This window comes from Luteimicrobium sp. NPDC057192 (genome assembly GCF_042670205.1).
In the GTDB taxonomy this organism is placed as follows: domain Bacteria; phylum Actinomycetota; class Actinomycetes; order Actinomycetales; family Cellulomonadaceae; genus Luteimicrobium.
In genome coordinates, this window is sequence record NZ_JBHUWD010000001.1 from 1 (window position 1) to 14,962 (window position 14,962).

Here is a 14,962-nt window from a genome sequence, read left to right on the forward strand (position 1 = left end):
GGGGCTCCTCCTCCCGCCCGACGACGCCGCTCCGGCCCGCGACGCGCACGTCCCGCGCGCCGTGGCAGGGTGGGCGGGTGCGCTACGTCGTCGTCGGAGCGGGCGCGATCGGTGGCACGATCGCCGCGCGCCTCGCCCAGCACTCGCCCACCCGTCCGCCCCTCGTCGTCGCGCGCGGTGCGCACGCCGACGCGATCGAACGCTCCGGCCTGCGGCTGCGCTCCCCCGACGACGACGTCACCGTCCGCGTCGACCTCGCCCGCACCCCCGCCGAGGCCCGCCTGCGCACCGACGACGTGCTCGTCCTCGCGACCAAGACCCATCAGGCGACGGCCGCCCTCCAGGCCTGGGTCGACGCGCCGGTGCACCCCGCGGACGACGCCCCGGACGCCGCGCCCGTCGGCACCGCGGGCGAGCTGCTCCCCGTCGTCACGACGACCAACGGCGTCGCGGCCGAACGCATGGCGCTGCGCCTCTTCCGCCGGGTCGTCGGCGCGTGCGTGTGGCTCCCCGCCACCCACCTCGACCCCGGCGAGGTCGCGGTGCGCATCGCCCCGCAGTCGGGGACCTTCATCCTCGGCTCGTACCCGCCCGGGCCGCCGCCCGACGACGTCGCCCCCGTCCTCGACGCGCTCACCCGGGACTGGACCGCGGCGACGTTCGGGATCCACGTCGTCGACGACGTCATGCGTTGGAAGCACCGCAAGCTCCTGCAGAACCTCGCGAACGCGCTCCAGGCGCTGCTCGGGGCGGACGGCGCGATCGGGCCCATCGGCCCGCTCGCGTCGCGGCTGGTCGCGGAGGCGGAGGACGTGTACCTCGCGTCGGGCATCACGTGGGCGACCGAGGCCGAGGAGGACGCGTGGCGCGGGACCGTCTTCGACGTGCGCCCCGTCCCTGGACTGCCGGGCGTCGTCGGGGGCTCGTCGTGGCAGTCCGTCGCGCGGGGCGACGGGTCGATCGAGACCGACTACCTCAACGGCGAGATCGTCCTGCTCGCGCGCCTCGCCGGCGTCGACGCGCCGCTCAACGCCGCCGTCCAGCGGCTCGCGCGACAGGCCGCCGTCGCGCGCCGACCGCCCGGCTCGACGTCGGTCGACGAGCTCGTGCGCGCCCTCGACCGCGCCGAAGCGGGCGCGGGCCGATGACTTCCGGCTGCCCCGCCGGTCTCCACCTGCGACGACGACGGAAGGACAGCAGCACATGGGAACCGTGACCTGCGGGATGGCGGTGTCGCTCGACGGGTACGTCGCGGCGCCGGACCAGAGCCTCGAGAGCCCGATCGGCGTGAACGGCGTCGAGAAGCTCATGAAGCCGTGGATGTTCGACGAGGCCGGGCAGCACGACGCAGAGATCGCGTCCTTGACGAGCGCGGGCGCGTACGTGATGGGGCGCAACATGTACGGGCCGGTCCGCGGCGGCTGGGACGACGACGAGCGCTTCGCCGACTGGCGCGGCTGGTGGGGCGAGGAACCGCCGTACCACGCACCGGTGTTCGTGCTGACGCACCACCCGCACGAGAGCATCGAGATGGAGGGCGGGACGACCTTCCACTTCGTCACGGAAGGCATCGAGGCCGCGCTGCAGCGGGCCCAGTGCGCGGCCAGCGACCGGCCCGTCGACGTGTCGGGCGGGGGGTCGACCGTCAACCAGTTCCTCGCGGCGGGTCTGATCGACGAGCTCTGGCTGCACCTCGTGCCGCGCACGCTCGGTGGCGGCACGCGGCTCTTCGAGGACGTCGGCCCGCTCGAGCTCGAGCTCCTCGAGTCGCGCGTGACGCCGTCGGTGAGCCACCTGCGGTACCGCGTGCTCCGCTGAGCCAACCGGCCGCGAGATACCGAGTCCCGACCGAGATACCGATGCAGACGCGGTATCTCGGGCGTCTCTCGGTATCTCGACGCGACCGGCGGTGGGCGCGGGGTCTAGCGTCGGTCGGGTGACGTCCAAGCATCCCGCTCTCGACGAGCCGGAGCCGTTCGCGGACGACCGCGAGCTCCTCCTCGGCTGGCTCGCGTTCCATCGCGACGCCCTCGCGCGCAGCTGCGCCGACCTCACGCCCGACCAGCTCGTCGAGCAGTCCGTGCCGCCGTCGGACCTCTCGCTGCTGGGCCTCGTCCGGCACCTGACCGAGATGGAGCACTGGTACCTCGAGGGCACGCTCGGACCGGTGGCCATCGAGCCGCTCTACTGCCCCGAGGACGACCCGGACGGCGACATCCTCGGCATCGATGCGTCGATGGTCGAACCGTCCCTGGCCCGCTGGCGCGAGCAGCAGGCGACCGTCGATGCGCTCCTCGCCCGGCACAGCCTGGATGACCCGACGCGCACCGGCACCCGGTCCGTCCGGTGGTGCGTCGTCAAGGTGCTGGGCGAGTACGCCCGCCACAACGGCCACGCCGATCTCCTGCGCGAGAGGATCGACGGAGCCGTCGGCGAGTAGGCCTCAGCCGGCGGCGTCGAACTCCGCCCGAGCCTCGTCGACCTCAGCGAGGTGCTCGTCGGACCAGCCGGCGAGCGCCGCGAACACGGGGGCGAGGCTCGCGCCGAGCGGGCTGATCTCGTACTCGACGCGGGGCGGGATCTCCGCGTGGTAGGTCCGCACCACGAGTCCGTCGCGCTCCATCTGGCGGAGCCGCTGCGTGAGCACCTTGGGGGTGATGGTGCCGATGCTGCGCTGCAGCTCGACGAAGCGCTGACGTCCGAAGGTGTCGAGCGCCCAGAGGATCGGGGTCGTCCAGCGCGAGAAGACGAGGTCCACGACGGGGCTGATCGGGCACCCACCCGGGGGTGCGGCCGGCGGGGCGGGTGCCGGTGTGGGTGCGGCCGGCGGGGCGGGTGCCGGTGTGGGTGCGGTCGGCGAGGTGCTCACGGGTCCTCCCAGGAGAGTCACTATCCTCTAGGTACCTACTATCTTCACGATGCTAGCGTCTCGGGCGTCGCCCCGGAAACCCGGAGTGACCAGCCCAGACGGAGGTAGGACCATGGCACGCATCGCAGTCACCGGGGCGACGGGCAACGTCGGCGCCGCGCTCGTCCGGCTCCTCGCGGACGGCGGCCACGAGGTCGCCGCGATCTCACGACACCAGCGCCCGACCGCCGAGCCCGCGGACGACACCGTCCGCTCCTTCGTTGCGGATCTCGCCGACCCCGCCTCGCTCACGAAGGCTCTCGACGGCGTCGACGCGCTCTTCCTGCTCGTCGCGGGCGACGACGCGCACGGGGTCCTCGACGTCGCGAAGCGTTCGGGCGTCGGGCACGTCGTCCTGCTCTCCTCGCAGGGCGCGCGGACCCGCCCACGGAGCTACCCGCACCCGGTCGCGTTCGAGGACGCGGTGCGCACGTCCGGCCTCGGCTGGACGATCCTGCGGCCGAGCGGGTTCGCCACCAACGCGTTCCAGTGGGTCCCCGGCGTCCGGTCCGCGCGGACTGTCGAGGCGCCGTTCGTGGACGTCGCGCTCCCGGTGGTCGACCCGGCCGACCTCGCGGCGGTCGTGGCGCGCGTCCTCTCGGACGTCGTCGGAGGCGCGGGGGCGCACGACGGAGCCGCCTACACCCTGACCGGTCCGGCAGCGATCTCGCCGCGCGACCAGGCCGCGGCGATCGGTCTCGCGATCGGCGACGCCGTCCGCGTCGTGGAGCTGGACCGGGACGAGGCGCTCGCACGTATGTCGGCCGTCATGCCGCCGGCGGTCGCGGACGCCACCCTCGACCTCCTCGGCCGTCCCACCGCCGACGAGGCCGCCGTCAGCACCGACGTCGGACGGCTGCTCGGCCGCCCGGCGTCGTCGTTCGCGGAGTGGGCGACCCGGAACGCCCCGGCCTTCCGCTGACCCTTCACGAGATACCGAGATTCGCTCGAGATACCGAGGCAGACTCGGCATCTCGGGCGGATCTCGGTATGTCGGCGGGTGGGTTCGCGACCCACGCACGATGATGGGGCGCATGGCTGCACGCACGGCGTCCCGCTGGTCCCTGTGGTCGCAGGACAGCGTCCTGTCGATCGCCTCCCGCGGCTCCGTCCTGTCGATCGGGTCCGTCGGGTCGTGCGCGTCGGTCGCGTCGGTGGGGTCGTTCGCGTCGTCGTCCTCGATCGGCTCGGCGATGTCGTTCCTGTCGATCGGGTCGTTCCAGTCGTCCGCGTCGGTGCTGTCCGGGCAGTCGAACCGGTCGATCCTGTCGTGGCGGTCGATCCTCGCGGTCATGGGCCGACGTGAGCAGGGCGCGCTCCGCGGGACCTCGGGCGTCGTCGTCGCCGGGATCGCCGTCACGACGGCGGCCACGCTGGCCGCCGTCCTCGTCCCCCTGCTCCGGCGCACCGCGGGGCCGGCGCGTCCCGGCCGCCGCTTCGACCCGGAGGCCCACGCGCTGCGATGAGCCCGCCGCCTCCGCCGGGTCTCATCCTGTACGGCCGCCCGTCCGGGTGGTACGACGAAGGAGCGGCCGCGACCAGGAGGTCCTCATGTCCGAGTCCGACGCGGGCCGGCTGTTCGTCGGCGGGCTGCCCGCCGCCTACGAGCAGCTCCTCGTCCCGCTGTTCTTCGAGCCCTACGCGGACGACCTCGTCGCGCGCGCGAACGCCCGGCGCCCGTCGGCCGTCCTCGAGCTCGCGGCCGGCACGGGCGTCGTGACGCGACGCCTCGCCGCTGCGCTGCCCGCCGGTTGCACGCTCGTCGCGACCGACCTCAACGCCGGGATGATCGACGTCGCGCGGGGCCTCGCACCCACCCGCCCCGACGGCGCGCCGCCCGTGGACTGGCGGGTCGCCGACGCACAGGACCTCCCCTTCCCCGACGGCTCGTTCGACTTGGTCCTGTGCCAGTTCGGGGTGATGTTCTTCCCGGACCGCGTCGCGTCGTACGCCGAGGCGGCGCGGGTCCTCCGGCCCGGCGGCGCCTACCTGCTGAGCGCCTGGGGGCCGGTCGGGGCGAACGCCGTCGCGCAGGCCGTCGACGAGGCCTATCGGCGGGTCCTGCCCGACGCCGACCCGAACGTCATCACACGCGTCGCCCACGGGTACCACGACGCCGACCGGCTCCGGCAGGACCTCGAGGCCGGAGGGTTCGTGGTCGACGCCGTCGAGACGCTCCGGTTCGAGGGCACAGCCCCCTCGCCGCAGGCCGCCGCCATCACGATCCCCCGCGGCTCGCCGCTGCGCGCCCAGCTCGAGCCCTACGGCACGCAGGTCCGGGAGGACGTCGAGGCGGCGGCGACCGCGCTCCTCGCGGAGCGGTTCGGCGACGGTCCGCTCCGCGCCCCGATGACCGCCCTCGTCGCGACCGCGTCGCGCCCCTGACCCTCCCCCGAACCGAGCCGACGAACGGATCGACACCATGGCCCGCCTGCGGTACCTCATGCTGATGTCCCTCGACGGCTACGCGGTGGACGCCCACGGCCGCTTCGACTGGGCCGCCCCCGACGAGGAGGTCCACCAGGCGGTGAACGACACGAGCCGCGACGTCGGGACCTACCTGTACGGGCGGCGCATGTACGAGACGATGGCGGTCTGGCAGACGATGGCCCCCGACGAGCCGGCGCCCGGCGAGCCCGAGGAGGACTCGGCCGCCGTCCGCGACTTCGCCCGCCTGTGGCGCGCCGCCGACAAGGTCGTCTACTCGGCCTCGCTCGACGACGTCGCCACCCCGCGCACGGACCTCGTCGACCGCTTCGACCCCGGCGAGGTGCGGGCGCTCGTCGACGCGGCCGAACGGGACGTCGCGGTCAGCGGCCCGACCCTCGCGGCCACGGCGTTCGCGGCCGGCCTCGTCGACGCGGTGCAGCTCTTCGTGGTGCCGGTGAGCGTCGGCGGCGGGCTGCCCGCCCTGCCCCCTGACCAGCGCGTCGACCTGCGCCTGACGGGGACGCGGCGGTTCGCGTCGGGCGTCGTGCAGCTCGATCACGACGTCGTCCGCGCCTGATCCCCGCCTGGTCCGAGGGGAAATCCGGGCCACGCCTCGCGCCGTCGTGAGGCACACTGGACGGGCCGGTCGCACCGCGACCGAGGACACCGACGGACGAGGAGCGAGCGGATGCAGGGCGTCACCGCAGGTTGCGGGGTGGCCGCGACGGCCTGCTCGGGCAGTCTCCCGGCCCGCCCCGTGCGCTGACCTCCGGCCGTCTCGGCCACCCGGTCACGGGCGCACGACGCGGGCCGTGTCGTCGCCCTCTTGCGCTCCCGCCGCCCGGACTCCGCGGGCCGGTGAGGTGAGCGCTGCCGCCCGACCGGAAAGCCACTTCCATGCACCCTCTGACCGAGAAGCAGATCCGCGCGTCCTTCGTGAACGCGTCGCGCCGCGAGGCCACCCAGGCCACGCTTCCCGAGCTGGCCGCCCTCGACTGGGACCGCCTCGACTACCTGGGCTGGGTCGACCGCAAGGCGCCGCTGCTCGCGTATGCCGTCGTCCCGGGCACCGCGCCCGACGACGACGCCCCCACCGGTGTGCTGCTGCGCGCCACCGACCCGGCGCTGCGGACCCGGCGTAGCGGCGTCTGCGCGTGGTGCGAGGACGTCGTCCACACCGACGACGTCTCGCTCTACGTCGCGCGGCGCGCCGGCGCCGCGGGGCGCCGCGGCAACACCGTCGGCACGCTGCTCTGCACGGAGTTCCTGTGCTCGCGCAACGTGCGCCGCCGTCCGACGCTCGCCGAGACGGGCCGCGACGACGCCGATCTCCGCGCCGCGGTGATCGAGCGACGGATCCAGGGCTTGCGCGAGCGCTCGGCGCGGTTCGTGGCCGAGGTGCTCCGCACCGCGTGATCGACCGGCACGGCCGCCGGGGACGTCACCGGCGGCCGTGTCGCGGTGCAGGTCAAGCGGTTGCTCGCTAGCGTGCTGCTGTGGACGACAGCGACGCGACGGGCCCCGCCGAGGCACCCGAGGAGCGCCGCGCGCGGCTGCGCGAGACCATCACCGTGATCGTGCTGTCGGTCACGGCGATCCTCACGGCGTGGAGCGGGTTCGAGGCGAGCAAGTGGGGCGGCGCGATGTCGATCGCGTTCTCGCAGGCGTCGTCGGCGCGGATCGAGGCGTCGCGCGACGCGTCCGAGGCGAGCGCCGCGAAGCAGATCGACGTGTCGACGTTCGCCCTGTTCGTGCAGGCCTACTCCACGGGCAACACCCAGCTCGAGACCTTTGCCGAGAACCGGATGGCGGACCGCTTCAAGCCGGCGTTCCAGGAGTGGCTCGCGGCGAAGCCGCTCAAGAACCCGGACGCCCCGAAGACGCCCTTCGAGCTGCCGTCTTACGTCCCGCCCGGGCAGAAGGAGGCGGTCGCCGCGGACAAGCGCGCGGACGTGCTCTTCCAGGTCGCGCTCCGCAACAACCAGCGCGGCGACAACTACACGATCCTCACCGTCCTGTTCGCCCTGGTCCTGTTCTTCGCGGCTTTCTCGGGACGGTTCAAGGCCGTCCGCACCCAGTGGACGATGCTCGGCGGTGCGCTCGTGCTGCTGACCGTCGGCGTGGTCCTGCTGGCCTCGTACCCGAAGCTCGTGTAGCCGTCCCGTCCAGATAGACAGGCTTGACTGGACAGTTAAGCCTGTCGAGTTCTACGGTGGACCCATGCCCACCGAGAACCTCCCCACGCCCGCGCGCACCGCGGCGGACGACGCCGCGCGCACCGCGCGCGAGCTGCGCTCCGCCGTCGGGCAGCTGCGCAGGCGACTGCTCGAGACGGCGGACAACCACCAGCTCACCCCCTCGCAGACCACGCTGCTCAGCCGCCTCGGCAAGCACGGCCCCGCGACGGCGAGCGCGCTCGCGACCGCAGAGCGCGTGCGGCCGCAGTCGGTCGCCGCGACGCTCGGCGTCCTCGAGGAGCGCGGCTACGTGGTCCGCACCCCCGACCCCGACGACGGCCGCCGTCAGGTCGTCTCGCTCACCCCCGCCGGCCAGGAGGTCTTCGAGGGGCGCCGTCAGGCCGGCCACGAGTGGCTCACCCGGGCCCTGAGCGACCGGCTCGACGCCGACGAGCGCCGCACCCTCGCCGAGGCCATCGCCCTCATGGAGAGACTGACCCGCTCGTGACCTCCCTGCTCCACCGCGCCCCGCACGCACACGTCGCTCCCGCGGATCGCTTCGACCGCCGGCTCATCGCGCCGATGATCCTGGGGTCGATCCTCAACCCCATCAACTCGTCGATGCTGGCCGTCGCGCTCGTGCCGATCGCGACCGCGTTCGGCGTGGCCTCGTCGCAGACGGCGTGGCTCGTGACCGCGCTCTACCTCGCGACGGCCGTCGGGCAGCCGGTGGTCGGGCGGCTCATCGACATGTTCGGCCCGCGCACCCTGTTCCTCGCCGGGACCGGCCTCGTGGGCGTCGCGGGGATCCTCGGCGCCGTCGCGCCGAACCTCGGCGTGCTGATCCTCGCGCGCGTGCTGCTCGGGTTCGGCACGTGCGCCGGCTACCCGGCGTCGATGTACCTCATCCGCACCGAGGCCCGGCGCACCGGGCACGCGAGCCCCAACGGCGTCCTGTCCGCGCTCACGATCTCCAACCAGGTGATCGCCGTGATCGGCCCGACGCTCGGCGGGTTCCTCGTCTCGGGCGCCGGGTGGCGCTCGGTGTTCACGGTCAACATCCCACTGTCGGCCGCGTGCGTCGTGCTGGGTGCGCTCTGGCTCCCCCGCGGGCTCGGTTCCGCCGACGACGGCGCACCCGCCGCTCCCGGCCGCCGCGGTTCCGGCGGGATCGACCTCCCCGGGATGGTGCTCTTCTCGGGCGCGCTCGTCGCGCTCATGTTCTTCGTGATGGCGCCGCACGTCTCCGACGCGTGGCTGCTCGGCGTGGCCGCCGTCGTCGGGGCGGGCTTCGCGTGGCGCGAGCTGCGCACGGCCGTGCCCTTCGTCGACCTGCGGGTGCTCGGGGGCAACGTCCCCCAGCTCGCGACGTACGCCCGGCAGTTCCTCGCCGCGACCGTCCAGTACTCGCTGCTCTACGGGTTCACGCAGTGGCTCGAGGCGGGCCGCGGGCTCAGCGCGTCGCAGGCCGGGCTGTTGCTCATGCCCATGTTCGCGTCGGCGATCGTCGTCACGGCGATCACAGGCCGGCGAAGCGCGGTGCGCGGCAAGCTCGTCGCGGGCGGCATCTTCCAGGTGCTCGTGTGCGGCGCGCTCCTCCTCGTGGCGGGCGACACCCCGATCTGGTTCCTCGTCGCCATCGGGCTCGTGTTCGGCCTGCCGCAGGGGCTCAACGGCCTCGCCAACCAGAACGCCCTCTACCACCAGGCCGAGCCCGCCCGGATGGCGTCCGCCGCCGGGCTCCTGCGCACCTTCGCCTACGTGGGCGCGCTCGCGTCGTCGGCCGCGACCGCCGCGTTCTTCGGCGAGCGAGCGACCACGGGCGGCCTGCACGACCTCGCCTGGTTCACGCTCGGCTGCGGCGTCGTGTTCCTCGTCCTGACGCTCGTCGACCGGTCGCTCGCCCGCATCGGGCGCGCGACGACGAGCGCGGCCTCCTGATCTTTCCCGCTGTCACACCCGCTCCACCGAAAGGCATCACCCGCATGTCCGTCTCCACGCTCGACCCGAAGTCCGCGCTCGTCGTCATCGACCTGCAGAACGGGATCGCGTCCATGTCGACGCAGCCGCACGCGTCCGACGACATCATCGACCGCACCGTCCGCCTCGCCGAGGCCTTCCGCGCCCGCGACCTGCCCGTCGTCCTGGTCCGCGTCAGCTTCTCCGGGCCCGACGCCGTCCCCGGCCGGACCGAGGTCGCGCGCAACGCCGGCCCCGCCGCCCCCCGCGCCGAGGGCTGGGACCAGATCGTCGACGTGCTCGCGCCCCTCGCCGACGCCGTCGTCACCAAGCACAACTGGGGCGCGTTCCACGGCACCGACCTCGACGTCCAGCTGCGCCGCCGCGGCGTCACGCAGATCGTCCTCACGGGCATCGCCACGAGCATCGGCGTCGAGTCGACCGCGCGCGCCGCGCACGAGCACGGCTACCACGTCGCGCTCGTGACGGACGCGATGGGCGACGCCTCGGCCGAGGCGCACGCCAACAGCGTCGCGCGCATCTTCCCGCGCCTCGGCGAGACCGGGACGACCGACGAGGTGCTCAGGCTCCTCGGCTGAGCGTGCGGCCGCTCAGCGGCCCGCGAGGATGTCGTCGGCGTTGTCGGCGATCCAGCCCATGAGCGGGAGCAGGAGCGCGACGAGCTCTCGGCCCCGGTCGGTGAGCGAGTAGTCGACGCGCGGCGGGACGCTCGGGGTCACGGCACGGTCCACGACGCCGTCGGCCTCGAGCGTCCGCAGCGTCTGCGCGAGCATCTTCTCGCTGATGCCCTCGACGACGCGGCGCAGCTCGCCCCAGCGCATCGAGCGCTCCGACAGGGCGACCAGGAGCAGGACGCCCCACCGGCTGGTCACGTGGTCGAGGACGATCCGGCTGGGGCACGCGGCAGCGAGCTTGCCATCCGTGAGGAGCCGGTCCAGGACGCTGACCTCGTTGCTTACCGTCACGTCTGTACCTTACGCCAAAGTGGGTACCGGAATCCGGGAAGGTGCCCACGGCAGCGGCGGTTGCTCCGGACGAGACACCCACCCACCGAGAGGAACGTCATGTCGATCGTCGTCACCGGAGCCACCGGCCACCTGGGCCGCCTCGCCGTCGAAGGGCTCGTCGCCGCCGGCACCGACCCGTCCACCGTGGTCGCCGCCGGGCGCAACCCCGAGCGCCTCGCGACCCTCGCCGGCGAGCTGGGCGTCCGGACCGCGCTGATCGACTACGCCGACCCCGCGAGCCTCGAGACCGCGTTCGCCGACGCCGACGTGCTGCTGTTCGTGTCCGGCAGCGAGGTGGGCCAGCGCGTCGCCCAGCACCAGGCCGTGGTCGACGCCGCCGTGGCCGCCGGCGTCGGGCGCGTCGTCTACACGAGCGCCCCGCACGCCGACACGAGCGAGCTCGTCCTGGCGCCGGAGCACAAGGCCACCGAGGAGGCGCTGCGCGCGTCCGGCCTCACGTGGACGTTCCTCCGCAACAACTGGTACACGGAGAACTACGCCGGGACGCTGCAGCAGGCCCGCGCGACCGGCGAGGTCGTGACGAGCACCGGCGACGGCCGGGTCGCGAGCGCGACCCGGGCCGACTACGCGGCAGGCGCCGTCGCGGCCGTCCTCGGCTCGGGGCACGAGAACCGCGTCTACGAGCTCTCGGGCGACGTCGCGTGGAGCTTCGACGAGTTCGCCGCGACGGCCTCCGAGGTGCTGGGCACGCCCGTCACCCATCGGAGCGTCAGCGCCGACGAGCAGCTCGCGCTCCTGCGTTCCGCCGGGCTCGACGAGGGGACCGCCGGCTTCGTCGTCGCGCTCGACCAGGGCATCGCGCGCGGCGACCTCGCCGACGCGACCGACGACCTGCGCACTCTGATCGGCCGCCCGACGACGCCTCTCGCCGACGCCCTCCGCGCCCTCCTCTGAGCACCCTCTCGCCGAGGTAGACCGGCATCCGGCATACCTCGCGAGGTAGACCGGCATCCCGCATACCTCGCGAGATAGACCGGCATCCCGCATACCTCGCGGGGTAGACCGGCATCCCGCATACCTCGCGAGGTAGACCGGCATCCCGCATACCTCGCGAGATAGACCGGCATCCCGCATACCTCGCGAGATAGACCGGCATCCGGCATACCTCGCGAGCTAGCCCGGCATCCGGGGTACTTCGCAGACGGGGTGGGGTCGCGCGGACCTCAGGCTCGGGCAGCACGCGCGCTGCCCGAGCCTGCGCCCGCTGTGGTGACGTCTCGCCAGGTCAGGGAACCGTGTGGCCCGCGGCGCGGAACATCTCGTACCACTCCGCGCGCGTGAGCGGGATCTCGGAGCCGAGTGCTGCGTCGGCGACGCGCTGCGGCGTCGTCGTGCCGAGGACGACCTGCATCTGCGCGGGGTGACGGGTGATCCAGGCGGTCGCGATGGCGATGGCCGGGACGTCGTACTGCGCGGCCAGCCGGTCGATCACGGCGTTGAGCTCGGGGTAGTCCTCCGAGCCCAGGAACACACCGTTGAAGAAGCGCGCCTGGAACGGCGACCAGGCCTGCAGGGTGATCCCGTGGAGGCGGCAGTAGTCGACGATCCCGTTGTCGCGGCTGATCGACTGGTCGAGGTCCCCCATGTTCATGGCGACGCCCTGCGCGACGATCGGCGCGTGCGTGACGGACAGCTGGACCTGGTTCGCGACGATCGGCTGCGTCACCGAGCGGCGCAGCAGGTCGATCTGGCCCGGCGTGTGGTTCGAGACGCCGAACGCCTTGACCTTGCCCGCGGCGTGGAGCTCGTCGAATGCGCGGGCGACCTCGTCGGGCTCGACGAGGGCGTCGGGGCGGTGCAGCAGCAGGATGTCGATGTAGTCGGTCTGCAGGGCGCGCAGCGACCCCTCGGCCGACTCGACGATGTGCTCGTACGAGAAGTCGAAGTACGGCCCGTCGGGGACGATGCCGCACTTGGTCTGCAGGACGATCTCGGCGCGCTCCGACGGCGTGAGCGCGAGCGCCTCGGCGAACCGCTCCTCGCAGCGGTGCAGCGCGCCACCGTAGATGTCGGCGTGGTCGAAGAAGTCGATGCCGGCGTCGCGCGCGGTGCGCACGAGGGTGCGGATCTCGTCGTCGGTCTTGTCGGCGATGCGCATCATGCCGGCGACGACGTTCGGCGCCGTGATCTCGGTGCCGGGCAGGGTGAAGGTCTTCATGGGGTGGGGATCCTCGCTGATCGGGGTGGGGGGGTCGGGGGCTGCGGTCAGGCGGCGGCGCTCAGCCGCGCCACCTCGTCGGCCGTGAGGACGAGGTCCGCGGCCTGGGCGGAGTCCTGGATGCTCGCGGGACGCGAGGCGCCGGGGATCGGCACGACGACGGGCGCGAGCGCGAGCTCCCAGGCGAGCGCCACCCGGAACGGGCTGACGCCGCGGGAGGCCGCGATCTCCTGGAACGGAGCGTAGGCGTCGTCGAGGTCGCCCGCGCGCGCGAACGTGATGCCGCCGAGGGGACTCCACGGCAGGAACGCGATCCCGAGCTCGGCGCACAGCTCGAGCTCCGGCAGCGACGAGCGGAAGCGCGGGGAGAACTGGTTCTGCACCGACACCAGGCGACCGCCGAGCACCTCGTTGGCCTCGCGGATCTGGTCCGGGTTCGCGTTCGAGATTCCGGCCATCTCGATGACGCCCTCGTCCAGGAGCTCGCGCAGGGCGCCGACCGAGTCCGCGTAGGGGACGGCCGGGTCGGGGCGGTGGAACTGGTAGAGGCCGATGGCGTCGACGCCGAGCCGCCGCGCCGACGCCTTGGCGGCCTCCTTGAGGTAGGCGGGGTCGCCGTTCTGCGTCCAGCTCCCGTCGCCGGGGCGGAGGTGCCCGCCCTTGGTCGCGACGAGGACGGCGGACGTGTCGCCACCGTGGGTGCGCAGGGCCCGGGCGACGAGCTCCTCGTTGTGGCCGATCTCGTCCGCGTCACGGTGGTAGGAGTCGGCGGTGTCGATGAAGGTGACGCCGGCGTCGAGCGCGGCGTGGATCGTCGCGATCGCGCGGTCCTCGTCAGGACGGCCCTCGATCGACATGGGCATGCCGCCGAGGCCGACCGCGGAGACGGAGCGGTGTCCGATGGTGCGCTGCTGCATGATCGCGAGCCTACGGACGGCGTAACCTAGAAGTCCAACAACTAGCAGTGATGCGATTCAGAAGACGGGGCGATCAATGGATCTGCGGCAGATGGAGTACCTGGTCGCGCTCGCCGACGAGCAGCAGTTCACGCGGGCCGCCGCGCTCTGCGGTGTCTCGCAGTCCGGGCTCTCCGCTGCCGTCCGCAGCCTGGAGGACGAGCTCGGCACCCCGCTCTTCACCCGCACGACGCGACGGGTCGAGCCCACCGACGCCGGCCTCGCTCTCCTCCCCCACGCCCGCGCGATGCTCGCGGCGTCGACGGCGGCGCGCGACGCCGTCGTGCGGGTGACGCGGCAGGTGACCGGGACCGTCCGGGTCGGGGCCGAGCAGTGCCTCGCGGTCGTCGACCCGCCCGCGCTGCTCGAGCGTTTCCACGAGCGCTACCCGCACGTCGAGATCCACTTCACGCAGGACGGCTCGCACGACCTCCTCGCCCAGCTCCGCGCGGACGAGCTCGACGTCGCGTTCGTCGCGACGGCCGACCACCTCGGGGCGCTCGAGCGGACGCCCATCGCGAGCGAGCCGATCGTGCTGCTCGCGCCGTCGGACCACCCGCTCGCGGCCCGCGGCCGCATCGACTGGCCCGACCTCGACGGGCTGGACTTCGTCGACTTCCAGCGGTCCTGGGGGGTGCGGCCGCTCAACGACGCAGCGTGCGAGTCCCACGGGGTGCGGCGCCGCGTGCGGTGCACCGTCAACGACATCCACACGCTGCTCGACCTCGTCCACCGCGGCCTCGGGGTCGCGCTCGTCCCCCGCCAGATCGGCGCCAAGCCGCAGGCCGAGGGGCTCGCCGTGCTGCGCCTGCCCGACGACACGACCCCCCGCTGGCAGGTCTCGGCCGTCACGGGCACCTCGGACCATGCGGTCGCGCTCGCGCCGCGGCTCCTGGAGCTCCTCGACCGCCCGGCCGTCGTCGCCGCGGCATAGAGGCACTGAGCGCCGAGAGCATGAAGGGTGGACAGGCTGCCGGACTTCGACTGGACAGATTGCGGGACTCTCAGCGGTCCGCGAGCTCGAGCTCGGCGATCCCGCCGAGGTCGATCCGTTGCCCGCCGGGCGTCGCGACGTAGCGGAGCAGCACCGCCTCGCACGACGGGCACCGCCCGACGACGCCCGGCCCGTGCGCCCAGACCATGAGCGCCGCGAACGGGCCGGCGTCCCCGCACGCGCGGCACCGGACGAGCGCCGTCGTGATCTCGGGCACGAACACGCCCGCGAGCGCCCCCGCGACGGCGTTCCCGTCGACGTGCCCGTCGCTCGGGTCGAGGGGGCTGGGCTCCTCGACGAGCGTCCCGTCCTGGGTCATGGTGATCCCTTC

At 73.4% G+C, this 14,962-nt stretch carries 19 protein-coding genes; 14 read left to right on the plus strand and 5 right to left on the minus strand.

Annotated features, from left to right (window positions below):
- From ACFT5B_RS00005 to ACFT5B_RS00015, 3 genes are all read left to right on the plus strand, one after another.
- Nucleotides 1-1,148: ketopantoate reductase family protein (locus ACFT5B_RS00005; RefSeq protein ID WP_386795915.1), on the plus strand; the 1,148-nt coding region annotated here is incomplete at its 5' end.
- Between the two features lie 55 nt (nt 1,149-1,203).
- Nucleotides 1,204-1,818 (plus strand): dihydrofolate reductase family protein, encoded by a 615-nt coding sequence (locus ACFT5B_RS00010; protein ID WP_386795916.1) that lies wholly within the window; start codon nt 1,204-1,206, stop codon nt 1,816-1,818.
- Nucleotides 1,819-1,936: 118 nt separating this feature from the next.
- Entirely contained in the window at nt 1,937-2,440 is a 504-nt protein-coding gene (locus tag ACFT5B_RS00015) for a DinB family protein (protein WP_386795917.1), read from the plus strand.
- A 3-nt stretch (nt 2,441-2,443) separates the two neighbouring features.
- Here ACFT5B_RS00015 and ACFT5B_RS00020 read toward each other — a convergent pair whose 3' ends face one another.
- Nucleotides 2,444-2,758 (minus strand): winged helix-turn-helix transcriptional regulator, encoded by a 315-nt coding sequence (locus ACFT5B_RS00020; protein WP_386795918.1) that lies wholly within the window; start codon nt 2,756-2,758, stop codon nt 2,444-2,446.
- A gap of 223 nt (nt 2,759-2,981) precedes the next feature.
- Between ACFT5B_RS00020 and ACFT5B_RS00025 the strand changes: the two genes are divergently transcribed.
- The 9 genes from ACFT5B_RS00025 (at nt 2,982) to ACFT5B_RS00065 (ending at nt 10,073) form a co-directional block, all read left to right on the plus strand.
- Entirely contained in the window at nt 2,982-3,830 is an 849-nt protein-coding gene (locus ACFT5B_RS00025; protein ID WP_386795919.1) for an NAD(P)H-binding protein, read from the plus strand.
- A gap of 112 nt (nt 3,831-3,942) precedes the next feature.
- A complete protein-coding gene (locus ACFT5B_RS00030) occupies nt 3,943-4,374 on the plus strand; it encodes a hypothetical protein (RefSeq protein WP_386795920.1) in 432 nt (143 codons plus the stop codon).
- 85 nt (nt 4,375-4,459) lie between these two features.
- A complete protein-coding gene (locus tag ACFT5B_RS00035; protein WP_386795921.1) occupies nt 4,460-5,293 on the plus strand; it encodes a class I SAM-dependent methyltransferase in 834 nt (277 codons plus the stop codon).
- 37 nt (nt 5,294-5,330) lie between these two features.
- Nucleotides 5,331-5,915: a dihydrofolate reductase family protein gene (locus ACFT5B_RS00040; RefSeq protein WP_386795922.1), complete on the plus strand. Its 585-nt coding sequence runs from the start codon at nt 5,331-5,333 to the stop codon at nt 5,913-5,915.
- A 320-nt stretch (nt 5,916-6,235) separates the two neighbouring features.
- Nucleotides 6,236-6,754: an FBP domain-containing protein gene (locus ACFT5B_RS00045; RefSeq protein WP_386795923.1), complete on the plus strand. Its 519-nt coding sequence runs from the start codon at nt 6,236-6,238 to the stop codon at nt 6,752-6,754.
- A gap of 80 nt (nt 6,755-6,834) precedes the next feature.
- Nucleotides 6,835-7,494 carry a hypothetical protein gene (locus ACFT5B_RS00050; RefSeq protein ID WP_386795924.1) on the plus strand — a complete coding sequence of 220 codons (660 nt, stop codon included), beginning with the start codon at nt 6,835-6,837 and terminating at the stop codon, nt 7,492-7,494.
- A gap of 64 nt (nt 7,495-7,558) precedes the next feature.
- Nucleotides 7,559-8,023 (plus strand): MarR family winged helix-turn-helix transcriptional regulator, encoded by a 465-nt coding sequence (locus ACFT5B_RS00055; RefSeq protein ID WP_386795925.1) that lies wholly within the window; start codon nt 7,559-7,561, stop codon nt 8,021-8,023.
- A complete protein-coding gene (locus ACFT5B_RS00060; RefSeq protein WP_386795926.1) occupies nt 8,020-9,456 on the plus strand; it encodes an MFS transporter in 1,437 nt (478 codons plus the stop codon). Before ACFT5B_RS00055 ends, ACFT5B_RS00060 begins: the two co-directional genes overlap by 4 nt.
- A 44-nt stretch (nt 9,457-9,500) precedes the next feature.
- Nucleotides 9,501-10,073 carry an isochorismatase family protein gene (locus ACFT5B_RS00065; RefSeq protein WP_386795927.1) on the plus strand — a complete coding sequence of 191 codons (573 nt, stop codon included), beginning with the start codon at nt 9,501-9,503 and terminating at the stop codon, nt 10,071-10,073.
- A 12-nt stretch (nt 10,074-10,085) separates the two neighbouring features.
- On the opposite strand, the gene ACFT5B_RS00070 is transcribed toward ACFT5B_RS00065, so the two are convergent.
- On the minus strand, nt 10,086-10,460 hold the full coding sequence (locus ACFT5B_RS00070) for a winged helix-turn-helix transcriptional regulator (RefSeq protein ID WP_386795928.1): 375 nt from the start codon (nt 10,458-10,460) through the stop codon (nt 10,086-10,088).
- 99 nt (nt 10,461-10,559) lie between these two features.
- On the opposite strand from ACFT5B_RS00070, the gene ACFT5B_RS00075 reads away from it, so the two are divergent.
- The gene (locus ACFT5B_RS00075; RefSeq protein WP_386795929.1) at nt 10,560-11,417 is read left to right on the plus strand and encodes an SDR family oxidoreductase; all 858 of its coding nucleotides are present in this window, start codon (nt 10,560-10,562) and stop codon (nt 11,415-11,417) included.
- Nucleotides 11,418-11,748: 331 nt separating this feature from the next.
- Here ACFT5B_RS00075 and ACFT5B_RS00080 read toward each other — a convergent pair whose 3' ends face one another.
- Together ACFT5B_RS00080 and ACFT5B_RS00085 are read right to left on the minus strand one after the other, a co-directional pair.
- Nucleotides 11,749-12,681 carry an aldo/keto reductase family oxidoreductase gene (locus ACFT5B_RS00080; protein ID WP_386795930.1) on the minus strand — a complete coding sequence of 311 codons (933 nt, stop codon included), beginning with the start codon at nt 12,679-12,681 and terminating at the stop codon, nt 11,749-11,751.
- A 47-nt stretch (nt 12,682-12,728) separates the two neighbouring features.
- Complete coding sequence (locus ACFT5B_RS00085; RefSeq protein ID WP_386795931.1) at nt 12,729-13,598, minus strand: aldo/keto reductase; 870 nt, start codon at nt 13,596-13,598, stop codon at nt 12,729-12,731.
- A gap of 76 nt (nt 13,599-13,674) precedes the next feature.
- On the opposite strand from ACFT5B_RS00085, the gene ACFT5B_RS00090 reads away from it, so the two are divergent.
- On the plus strand, nt 13,675-14,571 hold the full coding sequence (locus ACFT5B_RS00090; RefSeq protein WP_386795932.1) for a LysR family transcriptional regulator: 897 nt from the start codon (nt 13,675-13,677) through the stop codon (nt 14,569-14,571).
- Between the two features lie 70 nt (nt 14,572-14,641).
- On the opposite strand, the gene ACFT5B_RS00095 is transcribed toward ACFT5B_RS00090, so the two are convergent.
- Nucleotides 14,642-14,950 (minus strand): DUF6510 family protein, encoded by a 309-nt coding sequence (locus tag ACFT5B_RS00095; protein ID WP_386795933.1) that lies wholly within the window; start codon nt 14,948-14,950, stop codon nt 14,642-14,644.
- Between the last annotated feature and the right edge of the window lie 12 nt (nt 14,951-14,962).